The 14,840-nt window shown below is 27.4% G+C and carries 15 protein-coding genes; 1 reads left to right on the top strand and 14 read right to left on the bottom strand.

The features are described from left to right. Window positions 1–122 precede the first annotated feature (122 nt). The 8 genes from RSF37_RS10750 to RSF37_RS10715 form a co-directional block, all read right to left on the bottom strand. The gene (locus RSF37_RS10750; protein WP_332564396.1) at window positions 123–1,181 is read right to left on the bottom strand and encodes a hypothetical protein; all 1,059 of its coding nucleotides are present in this window, start codon (window positions 1,179–1,181) and stop codon (window positions 123–125) included. A 75-nt stretch (window positions 1,182–1,256) separates the two neighbouring features. Then, complete coding sequence (galE, locus tag RSF37_RS10745) at window positions 1,257–2,270, bottom strand: UDP-glucose 4-epimerase GalE (RefSeq protein WP_332564395.1); 1,014 nt, start codon at window positions 2,268–2,270, stop codon at window positions 1,257–1,259. A 25-nt stretch (window positions 2,271–2,295) separates the two neighbouring features. Beyond that, window positions 2,296–3,162 carry a phosphodiester glycosidase family protein gene (locus RSF37_RS10740; RefSeq protein WP_332564394.1) on the bottom strand — a complete coding sequence of 289 codons (867 nt, stop codon included), beginning with the start codon at window positions 3,160–3,162 and terminating at the stop codon, window positions 2,296–2,298. After that, complete coding sequence (locus RSF37_RS10735; protein WP_332564397.1) at window positions 3,159–3,632, bottom strand: lasso peptide biosynthesis B2 protein; 474 nt, start codon at window positions 3,630–3,632, stop codon at window positions 3,159–3,161. Before RSF37_RS10735 ends, RSF37_RS10740 begins: the two co-directional genes overlap by 4 nt. Continuing rightward, a complete protein-coding gene (locus tag RSF37_RS10730; protein ID WP_332564393.1) occupies window positions 3,610–3,894 on the bottom strand; it encodes a lasso peptide biosynthesis PqqD family chaperone in 285 nt (94 codons plus the stop codon). The genes RSF37_RS10735 and RSF37_RS10730 overlap by 23 nt, the downstream gene beginning before the upstream one ends. 24 nt (window positions 3,895–3,918) lie before the next feature. Next, window positions 3,919–4,824, bottom strand: a complete 906-nt coding sequence (locus RSF37_RS10725) for a hypothetical protein (RefSeq protein WP_332564392.1) — start codon at window positions 4,822–4,824, stop codon at window positions 3,919–3,921. A gap of 92 nt (window positions 4,825–4,916) precedes the next feature. Further along, window positions 4,917–5,150 carry a hypothetical protein gene (locus RSF37_RS10720; protein WP_332564391.1) on the bottom strand — a complete coding sequence of 78 codons (234 nt, stop codon included), beginning with the start codon at window positions 5,148–5,150 and terminating at the stop codon, window positions 4,917–4,919. Between the two features lie 140 nt (window positions 5,151–5,290). Next, on the bottom strand, window positions 5,291–6,496 hold the full coding sequence (locus tag RSF37_RS10715; RefSeq protein ID WP_332564390.1) for a nucleotidyltransferase domain-containing protein: 1,206 nt from the start codon (window positions 6,494–6,496) through the stop codon (window positions 5,291–5,293). 127 nt (window positions 6,497–6,623) lie between these two features. Between RSF37_RS10715 and RSF37_RS10710 the strand changes: the two genes are divergently transcribed. Continuing rightward, complete coding sequence (locus RSF37_RS10710) at window positions 6,624–8,333, top strand: ABC transporter ATP-binding protein (protein WP_332564389.1); 1,710 nt, start codon at window positions 6,624–6,626, stop codon at window positions 8,331–8,333. A 20-nt stretch (window positions 8,334–8,353) separates the two neighbouring features. Here RSF37_RS10710 and RSF37_RS10705 read toward each other — a convergent pair whose 3' ends face one another. From RSF37_RS10705 to RSF37_RS10680, 6 genes are all read right to left on the bottom strand, one after another. Beyond that, on the bottom strand, window positions 8,354–8,548 hold the full coding sequence (locus RSF37_RS10705) for a hypothetical protein (RefSeq protein ID WP_332564388.1): 195 nt from the start codon (window positions 8,546–8,548) through the stop codon (window positions 8,354–8,356). Window positions 8,549–8,643: 95 nt separating this feature from the next. Continuing rightward, window positions 8,644–10,188: a lipopolysaccharide biosynthesis protein gene (locus RSF37_RS10700; protein ID WP_332564387.1), complete on the bottom strand. Its 1,545-nt coding sequence runs from the start codon at window positions 10,186–10,188 to the stop codon at window positions 8,644–8,646. Window positions 10,189–10,244: 56 nt separating this feature from the next. Further along, window positions 10,245–11,435: a glycosyltransferase gene (locus RSF37_RS10695; protein WP_332564386.1), complete on the bottom strand. Its 1,191-nt coding sequence runs from the start codon at window positions 11,433–11,435 to the stop codon at window positions 10,245–10,247. 13 nt (window positions 11,436–11,448) lie between these two features. Beyond that, window positions 11,449–12,549: a glycosyltransferase gene (locus tag RSF37_RS10690; protein WP_332564385.1), complete on the bottom strand. Its 1,101-nt coding sequence runs from the start codon at window positions 12,547–12,549 to the stop codon at window positions 11,449–11,451. Next, a complete protein-coding gene (locus tag RSF37_RS10685) occupies window positions 12,546–13,643 on the bottom strand; it encodes a polysaccharide pyruvyl transferase family protein (protein WP_332564384.1) in 1,098 nt (365 codons plus the stop codon). The genes RSF37_RS10690 and RSF37_RS10685 overlap by 4 nt, the downstream gene beginning before the upstream one ends. Continuing rightward, the gene (locus tag RSF37_RS10680; protein ID WP_332564383.1) at window positions 13,624–14,838 is read right to left on the bottom strand and encodes a glycosyltransferase; all 1,215 of its coding nucleotides are present in this window, start codon (window positions 14,836–14,838) and stop codon (window positions 13,624–13,626) included. The genes RSF37_RS10685 and RSF37_RS10680 overlap by 20 nt, the downstream gene beginning before the upstream one ends. Between the last annotated feature and the right edge of the window lie 2 nt (window positions 14,839–14,840).

Here is a 14,840-nt window from a genome sequence, read left to right as displayed (position 1 = left end):
ATTGAATTATTAGATTAAATTAACGAATTCAACATATTAAACATTTTTTTATTTTGTCGAATCATTTTTATAAAAAAAAGGTTATTTAAATTATTATCTTTATATAACCCTCTAGTACACTATTATAGTTCAATATTTCTCTTTATATAATCTGTATCAAAATATCTTCCATTGTCAGTTTCCATTTCTGACATTTGTAATTTACTTCTAACACTTGAACTTGGTCTTTTAACAGTAATATCTAAATATTTAACATCACTTTTAATATTATCCAATGAAAAATCAGTATAAGTACTTATTGCATTTTCATCAGCTTTAGAAAATTTATTGTCCTCTGCTTCATTTATTTTTACATAAAGCACTTCTCCATCTAAGTTTACAGTAACCTTAGTATCACCATACACTTCTTCAAAATCTTTCTTGATTTTATTTAAATCACTTTTACCTTCTTTAAGCTCTTCACCCTTTTCAAAAGCAATTGGCTCTTCTAAATAATTTACTAATTTAAAACTACTATAATCTCCAGACTCTACATTTACTGCATCTCCAAATACACCATTTGGAACATATTCAACTCTTCCCATATCATAGCCTTCTCCAATATGGTCTTTATCTGTAAAAAATCCTACTGTTAAAGCATTAATTTTATTCTTATCTATATATAGATTAATTTCTTTTTCAGCTACTTTATATAAACCATCTAAAGTATAATCACCTTTTACTACAATATTTATAGTTTTTCTAACAGCTCTCCCAATGCTTGTATCATCTACTGATACAATTTCGTATTGTGGTAACTTTTCTTCTTCCTTTTGATCTACCTTTTCTAGTTGATTTTCTTCTTCCTTCTTTTCATCCACAGTATTATTATCTTCAACTTTTATTTCATCTTTTTTATCCTCTTTTTGAGTAGATACTATTTCATTTTGATTTTTAGTATCAGCAGGACCCATAATTGCAGTATATAAATCTATTGCTAAAAATAATATTATTATAGCCATAAGTTCAGGTATTATTAATAAAATTGTCTTTCTATATTTTTTTCCTTTAATCCCCTTTATAATCCCCTTTGTTGCAAAGTATACTGGCACTATACCAATTGTTATTGGTAAAAATAATACTCCAATTACTATTAATATAATCCTTACCCATAGTGATAGTTGTTTAAATTTTTTCATCATATTGTTCCCCTCCTAATTTTTCCAATGTAAATTATATACTATCTGTTAACAAAAAAACAAGTCGGAATGAAAAAATTATAATTTTTTCATTCCAACTTGTTGCCATCTCCAAAAATCTTTACACATGTCATCAATTTCTCTTCTTGCAGTCCAGTTAAGTTCCCTCATCGCCTTCTCAGCATTAGCATAACACGTTCCAATATCTCCATCACGTCTCTTAGTTACCTTATAAGGAATATCCTTACCTGTTACTCTCTTAAAAGCATTAATAATTTGCAACACAGAGTATCCATTTCCCGTACCCAAATTATACACCTTAAGTCCACACTTCTCTCTCATCTTCTTAACTGCAGCAACATGACCATCAGCTAAATCACATACATGAATATAATCACGAACGCCAGTACCATCAACAGTTTCATAATCATCCCCATAAACATTAACACATTCAAGTTCACCATTTGCTACCTTTGATATATAAGGCATTAAATTACTTGGAATTCCATTTGGTAACTCCCCAATAAGTCCACTTTCATGAGCTCCAACTGGATTAAAATACCTTAATAAAATTATATTAAATGACTTATCTGCTTTATATACATCCCGTAATATATCTTCTATCATAACTTTTGTTCTTCCATATGGATTAGTTGCAGGAAGGAGTGGTAACTCCTCATGAACTGGCATAACTTTACTATCTCCATAAACTGTTGCTGATGAACTAAATATAATATTTTTAACATTACTTTCTATCATCACTCTTAAAAGATTTATTGTTCCAACTAAATTATTATTATAGTATTCAAGTGGTTTTTTAACTGACTCACCAACTGCTTTTAGTGCTGCAAAGTGTATTACACTTTCTATTTCTTCTTTATTAAACACTTCTTTTACACTATTATAATTTAATAAATCCACTTCATAAAACTTAAGCTTCTCACCACTTATTATTTCTAATTTCTCTTTTATTTTAATGTTACTATTACAAAGGTTATCTAGTATTACAACTTTATTTCCTTCTTTTATTAACGATAAAACTGTATGACTTCCAATGTAACCAATCCCACCTGTAACTAATATATTCCCCATAAAGCCCCCTTATCATTTACATATTCTAATTAACAAAATATAATATATCTGAAATTTTACGTTCTCCCATAAGATCACTTGGTTTATTTAAAACTTTACCCTTAAAATATAACGTAGTCGATCCACCACCATCTAAGTTATAACCAAAATAGCAACCTCTAGATTTAAGTTCAATTGCAGCATCATAAAAACTCATACCTTCTGATTCCTTACTTCTACCATCAATAACTAAAATCACATATTCAAGAGGGCCCTTTTGTCCTATTACAGTCCTTGGATCCTTGCCATCTTTATACCAAGTGTTTCCGTAATCAACTATTTCACCTTCTCGTATTAAATCAGGTCCAAAGTCATAAACATGCATGGCACCCATATCAATCATTTCCTGTCCTGTCTTTTCACCATGTCCAAATATAGCAAAATCCCCATTATCCTTTATAACCAAAGGACCCACATCAAGACTTGTATCCCTGTATAAAACTTTATCTCTTATAACAAACCCTTTATCATTAAATCCATATGCTGATCCATTAATTGCAAGTACTGCATTATGTCTCTTTGCTATTTGTGATGTTTTTTCTTTCTTATCTAATGTGAATTTCTCACCTGCAAAAGCTGATTTAATTTGAGATGCCTCCTTTAATTTAATATTTACTTCCCACATATTTAAATTAGGTTCTTCCCTTATAATATTTTCTAAAGTTATATTCATAGTGGGGGAACCATATCCTATAATCCCTGTTTCTTCATTATAATTAGTAAAGATATCCTCTGAAAAAACTGACTTCTCTTCTTCTGTAAAAATATTATTATAATTTATTATTAAAATTGCAATTCCTAAGACTATTGCTCCAAGTACTACTAAATAAATCAATCTTCTTTTATTAATCATAATGCATCCTTTAAATTATTCTCATTAGAAAACTTTGCTACATTTGCATAACCTTCACCTGTACCGCCAGTTACATAATACTCTCCACACCTGAGCCAAGCGTGAGCTAGCATTTCATTTCCGTCTCTTTTAACTCCTAAATATAAAGTTGATGATATACCTTCTTTTTTTAACAATTTTTGTGCTGTCATAGCTTGAACTAAACAAAGACTTTCCCATGGTGTATGACTACTTACAACTCTAACTACATCAGAAACTTCCCTTGCAATTTTGTACTTCTTCTTATCTAATTTATGAGAACTTTCTTCTTTAGAAGTTCCTATTTTATTTGTAATATTTTTAAATTCAGTATTTAATATAGAGTATCTATTTATACCTGTAAGTATAAATGCCCTAGTAAATAATCTTTTCTTTCTAAAATCTAATCTTGTAAATGTCTTTATACTTTTACAAAACCGTAATAAGCTCATCACTTTCTAGTCCTTCTAAAAATGTTATTACTGAATCTTCACATTGCTCTCTATTAACTTTATACTCACTTGTGAGCACATCAACAATATGATCTACACTTTTCTCCTCCTCAATAATATCCCATATTCTACTCCCTACACCATTTAGAGCAAAGTACATTCCTTTTTCTAAATTCATCATTACCTTGTCCCCATTTAAATCACTTGCATCAATTTCTTTGTTTTGTTGAACCTTTGTATTTGAAACTATCTTTTTCATCATTCTTACCCCTTTCTTTTTCAAATCCTAATTGTTAGTTAATACTTTTTCTATAAGTTCTATTTGATTATTTACTGTAAATCCAATCCTTGGTCTTTTAACTTTATAAATTGGAATTTTCATTGCAATATTTAAGCAACTTTTAAAATATTCTTTATCTAAGTGAGTTTCGCGAAATAGTTCTATTCTATATATATTTCTAATTACTGATATTATTTTATCTTTTCCCTTTACTTCTTCAATTTCTACATCATTTCCATCATGAATTTCGAGTTCACATATCCCTCCAAGATTAAGTGGATCTTTAATAAAGCTTTCATGAACTGGTATTGCAAACTTATCTCTTCCTTCATCTATTCTTTTGAAGTTTTCTGTATTATATCCCATACTATCCATTGCATCTTTACATAATTTTTGTTGTGGATAAGCTGGCATTACTTTTATATTATCTTTTACTGAAAGTGGTGAAACATCATCACATAAGAACTTATATCCGTTATGTCTAAATGCATTTGTTAATGTGGACTTTCCAGCTCCTGTATTACCTGTAAGTATAACTGCCCTGTCCCCTATCTTAACTGTGCCACCATGTATAGCAACTTGATTCCTTTGCTTTAATAAAAGACCAAATGCTGATCCTAATATATATGTTTTAATGTAGTGATACTCTGCGCTTTCATATGGTTCTACTATTATTTCTTTTCCTTCTTTTATATAGTAGTTTCCTACATCTTTTATCTTTAATACTGAATAGTCTTTTTCTATGCTGTACCATTTATATTCATTTATATCTTTAATTAATTTTTCTGGTACCTTTCCGTATTTTATTTTTACATCAAAATTTTCTGTTTCATCTATACTTATTAATTCATCTATTTTGAATTCTGATTTGACTATTAAGTCATATATTTTATAAAAATAGTTTTTAATCATTATTTTATTTAACTCCCTTTCTTTACCTTAGTTCTATGTAAAAAGATTAGTATAAAACTTTTTATACTAACCTCCGTAACTTTCATTACATATTAAGATGGATGATTGCCATCTCCTACCCAATTTTCCTGATAAAGTAACTTCTTACATACGTCACAACTATGTGGTCCATCAGGTGCTCCAACTGCCTTGTTTACAGGTGTTGCGGTTACTGGTCCACATGTAGGACAGTGCCATGCTGTTGGATAGTGAAAACCATCTGGATTTTTTGTGTCTTTTGAATTTAAGGATAATACTTCTGGATTCTCCCATTTTTTAATTTGCATTATTTTTACCTCCGACTAAATATATTGGATACTTAAATTTAAGCCCTTAATAATTTTACCATTTATTTACATTTAAAATCAATAAAAGACTGTTTTTTTCGTACATCAAATTATTTTATTTTTCAATGAGGTTTTACAAATTATATTTCAAGCCAATCTAATAATTTGTTTTTTCTTCTAGAAATATAATTAGTAAGAAAAATAAATTTAACTTTATCAATAAATTTATATTCATTTCTAGTAATTCCAGAAATTATATGATGTATCCATGCAACAGGTATTAATACATTATATTTTTTTGCATAATTATATTTTTCACTCATTTTTTTAACAGGTGGAAACATAAATAAAATGAACTTCTTAAAAGCTCCATTATCTTCTTTATCAAAAGCAAATTCATTTGCAAAAATATTATGAATATCATTACTTGCATATACCCCATCTTTGAAAATATCTTCTATTAATATGTCAGCGTACTTCCTATTAAATAAAACTTCCCCACTCATATTAAATGGTATCTTCATATCAAAAAGTTCATTACAAATATTAAAAATTATAAATACAAATTTATCTATTCCACTATTACTTACTTTATTTAAAAATAAATTCCAATCTATTTCTTTTCCTTTATTTTCAACTAAAAGTACTAAATCACAAAGTTGCCTCACTCCAAAACCACCATAAGCTATATGTACTGCCATATGAGAGCATAAATGAAGTGCTAAATCTTCTAATGATAAACTATATGCTTTTGCACCATTTATATTAACTTCCTTTATCCCGTCCCATAAATCTTTTTCAAATTCTTTACTTCCTTTAAAAAAGCTATCATTAATAAGAGTCCAATGAACTTCTACAGGATAATATGAATCTTTTATATATACATGATGAGCTCCATGATTGTCCTTTTCTTCATTCTTAGAATATCCATTTTCTCTAAGAATCTGTCCAACCTTATCTAAATCACATTCCCGGACTAATATATCTGAGTCTGACATAGTTCTTAAATCTGGTATAGGGTATAACTCCCTAATTACTAATCCCTTTAAAGCTATTGCATCTATATTTTCAGTGCTAATTTTATTTAAAATATTAGCACTTTCATTTAAGTGTCTGCTCTGACTTACTGCCGTTATAAAGGTATCTCTTTTCCAGTTATCTATTAATGCATCTTTTAATAAAGATTTTTCTCCAAAATTAATAGAAGTATAAATAATACCTTTAACTTTATGTTCATCTGCTAGTTTTAAAATACTATCCCATTTAATATTTTCATCAAATTTAATCTTCTCACCACGTATTCCTTTTTTTAAAAATCTCATTAAATCCCTTTGCGACTTGTTCATAAATATATCCTCCATCCAATACTCTCCTGCCATTATATGTAAATAATTATACTGGAAAAATATGTATTTTTCAATAGATATATGATACTATATATTTATTGTAATAATTTATAAAGGAGGAATATATTTGAAAGATACTTTTGAAAAAATTAAATGGATATTAAAACAGTCAAAACCTATAATCCCATATTTAATATTCACAATAATAATAAGTTCTTCACTTTCGTTAATAGGCGTTTATAATGCATTAGTTTCCAAATCACTTATCGATTCCGCTATAGGTGGTCAAAAATCTGAAGTAATAAAGTGGCTTATTATTATGGGTTCAATAATGTTTGGTCGTATGCTTATAAGTCCTGTAACTTCACTGTTATCAAATCACACTTCAATAAAGTTTAATCAGCAGATGCAAAAAAGAATATATAAACATATAACTTATAGCAAATGGGAAGAACAAAGTAAGCATCACAGTATAAGTCTTTTAACTAGAATTACAAGTGATGTTAGTACTATATCTTCCGTACTTATGGGAACAATACCGAGTATAATTTCATTATCAGTTACATTAATTGCATCATTTGCAACTCTTATGCATCTAGCTCCTTCTATTGCACTTATTGCAGTTTTTCTTGGCCCATTTTTAATAATTATAAGTAGATTATTTGCTAAGAAATTAAAGAAGCTATATAAGCAAATGCAAGAAGCAGATGTTAAATACCGCTCTTTCATTCAAGAAACATTAAATAATATGACTATAGTAAAAACTTTCTGTCTTGAAAAAGATAATTTGAATAATATCGATGAACTTCAAAATAATGTTTATTCTTTATCAATGAAAAATACAAAAATAAGTTTGCTTTCTGGATTATCTATGAGCTTCTGCTCTTCAGTCGCTTACTTTTCAATATTTTGTTTTGGTGCTTTAAATATTGCAAATGGAATTGGTACTTATGGAACAATGACAGCTATGCTGCAACTTTATTCAAATGTACAAGGTCCATTTTCAGGACTTGCTGGAACATTTCCAAGAATTATTGGTGCCATTGCAGCTGCAGAAAGACTTATGGAAATTGAATCAATGACTTTAGAAGATTTTACTTTAAAATTAGAAGAGTCAACTACTACTACCCCGCTAATTAACTTTAATAATGTTGAATTTTCTTATGATAAAGGTAGTAAAATCCTTAAAGGAATTGACTTGTGCATTAATCCAGGTGAAACAGTTGCTTTTGTTGGCCCTTCTGGTGAAGGTAAAACAACATTAATAAAGCTTATATTATCTCTTATTGAACAAAGTAATGGAGAAATTAATTTAAAATATTATTGTAATAAGACTTTAAAATTAAATAGGAGTCATAGAGAGCTTATATCTTATGTACCCCAAGGTAATACTTTATTTTCTGGTACTATTGAAGATAATTTAAAACTTGGAAAGCTTAATGCTTCATTAGAAGAAATGATTCAAGCAACAAAGCTTGCTTGTGCTTTTGACTTTATTGATAATTTAGAGGATGGATTTGATACTGTTATCCGTGAAAAAGGTGATGGTGTATCAGAAGGTCAGGCACAGAGAATAAGTATTGCTAGAGCTTTTTTAAGAAAGAAACCTATTCTTATATTGGATGAGGCTACTTCTTCTTTGGATCCTGATACTGAATGTCAAGTTGTTGAAGCTGTAAAGAATTTACCTCATAAACCGACCTGTATTATAATAACCCACAGACCTCAAGCTTTATCTATTTGTGATAGAATACTTAAGCTTAAAGGTGGTAATTTATTTGATGTTACTTCTGAATATTTAAGTAAGGATTGCATAAAAAAGGAGCAAGTTGTTTAGATAACAACTTGCTCTACTTTTTATGAAGGATTTTGTATTTTTACTAATATACCAGCACATGTTGGATGATTTGGACATTTATTATGAATCACTGATTCACTTTCATATAATTGACCAAGTGTACCACATATATTACATACAGCATCATAATATTGCTTTGTTGATTCAACGCTAAGATTCATACTAGTTGGCTCTTCCCATCTTTTTAAAGTCATATAATTCTCCTTTCTACTTTCTACTTTCTCTTTACTCAAAATTATTTTACCATAAATTGTAAAATATTTCCATTATTTTTTTCTATTTATTTATATTAATTAACGCGTCCAATTCTTGTTTTAAATTTATCTCCTATCATTCCTTTTCCTATAGTGTATAAATACTGGAATTCATCTGTTTTATAAAATAATGTAATATAAATCAAATTTGGTACTATAGTACAAATTATACCTCTAATTATCAGTGATATAAAACTACCACCATCAACTAAGCTATTGCATAAGTATGTTGTCACTATTCCTGAAATCATCATCATACAAAAATACTTAGTGTAACTTATAAAAAAGTTACTTAAGCTTATCTTAAATAAACTTTTATATACTATTCTAGCTTGGTTCCAAAATGGAACTAACAATGTACTTAACGTTGTACCTAGAAAAATACCCAATAAACCAAAGTATTTAACTAAAACTAAAGAAAAAACTAAATTAATAATTCCCTCTAAAACTGGTGCATATTTATCTTGTACAAACAATCCTGCTTTACTTTTAAACGTTATTATTACCCCTCTCATTCCACCAACATAAAAATTAAGTAATATAACTAAAAATACAAACTTATCTAACAAAAAACCATACCCGATCCACCAATTTATGAAAGGCTCCAATAAATTATATAAAAATATTGTAGCAATTGAATATATCCAAAAACTCACAAAGAATGACGTTTTAAAAATATCATATACTTTATCTTTGCTTTCTGTTGCAATCAAATTTCCAATTCCAGCACCAATCCCTCCAATAACAGGGTTAAGCAATGCTGTTAGCTGACTTATAATCATTGTATAATTCGAATATAACCCTACAGCTTTAACACTAATACATGCCGAAATTAGTATGTTATCAGTACTACATACTAAATATGCACCTATATTATGAAAAAACATTGCTTTAACATTTTTATTAATATTTTTCTTACTCTCAATATCTAACGTATAATTTCTCTTATCATTTATATAAGGATACCTTCTTTTGATAACAATTGTATTTACAATATTTTGAATAGCAAATATTATTAACTCTATTGATAAAAATAATATATAACTACTTGTAACTTCTAAGATAATTATTTTTCCTATTGTTGTTACTATTTGAAAATATAAATTATTTTTAGCTAATACGTACTCTTTTTGATCTGCATTTATAAGTGCCCACTTATATGCATTTAAATAAGAAATTATATTTTTAGAAACAAATATTGCATATACTAATCCCATTGCTTTAATAGGCATGTCTGTAATTATTAAGCTGTCAAGTAAAGGGTAAATCATACAACTTAATATAAGCATTATTAGGGCTAATACTCTATATGCTTTTTTATACAATTTAATTAATGCACATATTTTATCTTTATTCCCATCTGCCAATGGTTTATATAAATTGTATACTATACTAATACCAATTCCAGATTCTATTAATATCATCATAGATAATACATTAGTTAAAACTCCATTTACACCAAGATATTCAGTCCCTAAACTATCTATAAATACTTTCCTTGAAACAAACCCTAATATAATTATTACAACTTGAGTAACTAATCCTATATAAATATTTTTTAGTGCATACTTAGTTCTCATATAATCCCACATTCTTTTTTAAATATAATATATTCATTTAACTCATTCCCCTTATTTTAATCAATAAACTGAAATAGTTTTTCCACATTATTAGTCTTACCTATTCTATCCATTGATAAGTTTTTTACTATCTCCTTCCTTTTATTTAGATCTTTATAAAGTAATAATATTTTTTCATAAAGATCTTCTTCATTGCATTTACAAATTAGTCCATTATAATTATGTTTAATTTGCTCTCTTGCTCCAGTAAAATCCGTTGTTACTATTGGCTTGTTTAAGCACTTAGCTTCAGCTAAAGTTAAGCAATACCCTTCATGTCTTGATGGTTGAACATATAAATCAGCTTGATTTATAAATGTATATGGATTTAGCTTAGAACCTAATAATATAAAATCTTTTTCTAACCCTAATTTACTAATTAAATTTTCATAATATAATCTATCTCTTCCTTCTCCAATGCAATACCACCTTATATTAAATCCATCCTCTTTCAATTTATGCATTACATTAATTGCAATATCTTGTCCTTTTTCTTTAGATAGCCTTCCAACAGTTACTATTTTAAAGCCTTTAAATTCTCCGTAAAACTCTTCCTTTTGATTAGACATTTCTCTAATCATCTGCTTTGAAATAACATTATAAAATATTTCTGTTTTGTCTTCTATATTTGGAATAGCTAGTTCTAACTGACCTTTAGCTTCCTTAGACACAGTAAATATTTTGTTTACTTTGCTATATATTTTGCTATATAATTTCGAATTAATTATATGTTTTGAAATATCAAAATGAACCCATGAAATCTTCTTATTTGCTTTAACTTTATTTGCAATATAATAATCTATAATCTCAGTTGGTCCTGCATATGCAATAGCAACATCATAGATCTCCTCACAACATTGTGTATTTTTAAAAATATTTTTCAAAAGTACATTTCTGTTTTTAAAGTATTTTGAATATAAATAAGCTATACAAAAATTAATACTTTTGTAATACTCCCCATTTTCCAAATATATTTTTACAGTTTTTTGTGGGGCATCCATTATTACATGATTTATTTCTCTATACCATTTAGCTTCATGAACATTAATATAACTTGGAATTTCATTTAAGAATCCACCTTTTTTTTCTAATGTAAGTATATTAATTTCATATTTTTCTTTTGGGATAGCATTCAATAATGATATTAAAGATTTTTCAACACCTCCAATATTCATGCTACTTACCATAAATAAAATTTTTTTCTTCATAAAATACCCTACTTCAATATTTTTTATTTACTATTTTTTTTATGCTGTTTACCATCTCCACCTCGCTACAAACCACCTCTGAATTATTTAATTCTTTTAGTTGTTCTTTTGCACCTATAAAATCAGTTGTGATTATAGGTTTTTCAAATATCTTAGCTTCTGCAACTGTTATACAAAATCCTTCATGCCTCGATGGTTGAACATATATATCGCATTCCCTCATATATGCATAAGGATTTTTCTTAGATCCTAAAAATTCAAAGGAATTTTCTAAACCTAAATTATACACCAAATTTTTATACTCACTTTCTAAATTTCCACTTCCAATACAATACCATTTAACATTCACTCCTTCTTCTAGTAGTTTTTTACAAACTCTAATAGCTATATCTTGACCCTTTTCTTTACAAATACGACCAACAGTAAGTATTCTTATTCCATCAAAAGTATCAACAAAACCTTCTCCAACCTCAGATTGTTCAATTATGTGCCTTTTAGGTATAGTATTTAGCTTAACAGATACATTACCTTTTAATTTATGACATACTTCTATTAAAGCTTTCTTACCTTCATCAGATACTACTACAACTTTGTCGAATTTTTTGAAATTATTTTGTGCGAATTTTTTATTAAAACCAATATTTCTTATATCAAAATGAATCCATTGATACTTTTCTTTTGCATTTATTTTATTTAAAACATAATATGTTATAAACTCCATTGGGCCTGCATATGCCACTGCAATATCATATTCTTCATTTATAACTTTTAATCTTTTTGCTAAATATTTATAATATTGAGTTCTATCCCCTCTCAGTTTAGCAATAATATTATATATTCCACATTTTATTGCCTTTATTACTTCTCTATTTTCTATATGATTTTCTATGACACTTTTTGGTGAATTATTTATTAAAGGTCTTATTCTTTCGTATTCATCAAGATATTTGACTTTGACATATGGTGGTATATCTTCTAGGAGTGCTCCATATTTCTCTAACATTAATATTGTTATTTCATAATCATTTATAGGAATTTCGTCTATCATGTTTAAAAGGGCTTTTTCTGTGCCCCCAAGATTCATGTTTATAATCATAAATATAATTTTCTTCATATTGAACAATATTCCTTTAATTTGATGAATTGTCTCTTTGAACTTATTTTTTCCTTTTCCAGAGATGTTTTGTTATTCTCTGCTTTATATAAAATAACTTCATCATATAAATTTTCAATTTCCTTCATATTTATCAATAGTTTATCTAAATTAATATCTTTAAGCATATTTATAGTTTTATCACTATAAATTACAGGAAGTATACCAACATTTAATAGTAACCCTATTATATTGGCATGAAACCTAGCTGCTATAAAACATTTAAAACTTGATATCAATTTAATAGTATCTTCCAAGTCACCTTCATATTCATGAATTAAAATATTTTCTCTCTCTTGTAGTGATAATCTGTTTACAATTTGATGAATTACATCCAAATCACCTTCTCTTTTGCAAAAGGAAATTAAATAACATTTATTTCCTTTTGAAATTAAATATTTTATAGCTTTTATCGTGCTATCTATATATCTGTTTTCGTATTTTGCTAAACCAACCTTATGTTTTAAATCAATTATTGAGAATCCAACAATATCCTTTTTCTCACTTTTATTATAGCTATCTAATTCAATCTGAAATACTATATCCGATTCATATCTAGTATTTTTTAAATCTTTAAATAAATCATATGAGTATTTATCCCTAAAACATACATCCGTACACATACTAAATAAATTCCTATAGTCTTCAACAAATTCCTCTGTTTGAAATGGTCCAAAGTTAGCACCTATTATATAAATAGTTTTTTTATTTTTTTTAAATTCTTTTACTAATTCAAGTCTATCGTTATATAACTTCTTATGATAACTTTCCTCTCTAAATATCGATCCACCAATGAATACTAAGGAATCATGTTCTTTTGCAATTTTTTTATAATCCTTAAGATTATCTTTGATTTTCATTCTACGCAATATTTTATCTTTAATATCATACTTTCTCTTTTCAACATTACTATATTGTTCTAAAAATTCATCATACTCGTTACCAACATAGTTTACAGTAAATTTATCCTCTTTAAATTGTTTGGCTAATATATCTAAAAACAAGTCATCGCCAAAATTAAACGCCAAATATATATCAACAAAGATTTTTTTCATACTTCACCTCATCATCTGCAATTATTTCATATAGTTTATTAATTTCATTTACAGTGCTATATATACAATTTGTATTCAGTATATGCTCTACTTTTTTCACTTTAATATCATTATCAATATATTCTTTTATTCCCTCTGCAATTGAAAAAGGATTTATATTAACAATCTGTCCATCATAATTATCTTTTATTAACTCTTTTGCAGTTTCAAAATTCGTACATACTATTAATTTCTTAAGTATCTTTGCCTCTATTACGCTTAATCCAAAGCCTTCTTTTCTTGAGGTTTGTACATATATATCTGCTTTATCCATATAAACATATGGATTCATTCTGCTACCTAACAATATAAAACAATCATCTAACTTATATTGAGATATTAACTCTTCTATCTTTTTACGCTCATTTCCCTCTCCTATTACGTACCATTTGAACTTATACCCGCTTTCTTTTAATAGTTTTGCTGCTTGTACAGCTATATCATACCCTTTAACCCATACAAGTCTTCCTACAGTAAGTATCTTCAATTCTTTACAGTTAAAATCCTTAGGACATTCAAGTAATGACATCCTTTTTATAAAATTTGGGTCAATTATATCCAATATTACTTTCAACTTTTCTTTATAATTATATTTCATTCTTTTCATAGATTCGTAAATGTACTCTGATACAACAATAATATTATCCATTTTTTTATAATATTTATTATCAAACTCCTTGTCATACATAGTTTTAACATAATCACAATTTATCCACGCCAATTTCTTAATTGCTTTTACCTTTTCAACAACAAAGTACGTTGGAAATCCTTGACTATACGCTATAGCAACATCATATTTTTTCTGTACCATAGGTAAAACATTTCTTACAGAGCTGTATATTACTTGTTCTGAGTGTAACTTATTTTTTGATTTATTATTCATTCTCAATTTTAAAGATGTACTTATTCGATAAGCTAGAAACTTTATATTTTTATGTTTTATAATATTTATTTTTTCATTTGTAAAAATAAAATATTTAGGCACTGCTAGTATATTTACATTTTCAGGTAATAACCGCTCAAGTTCGCCTTCTCTTTTAAATAGTAAAATATCAACCCTATATTTAGAAAAATCCATATTATTTAATAGTGATACTAAACTTTTTTCTGCGCCTCCATATGTCAATGAATCAATTACAAACAATATATCTCTCATTT

Origin of the sequence: Clostridium sp. (genome assembly GCF_036643715.1) — a bacterium.
Taxonomy (GTDB): domain Bacteria; phylum Bacillota; class Clostridia; order Clostridiales; family Clostridiaceae; genus Clostridium.
Note: the sequence above shows the minus strand (reverse complement) of the source record. Positions and strands in the feature narration are given on the sequence as shown.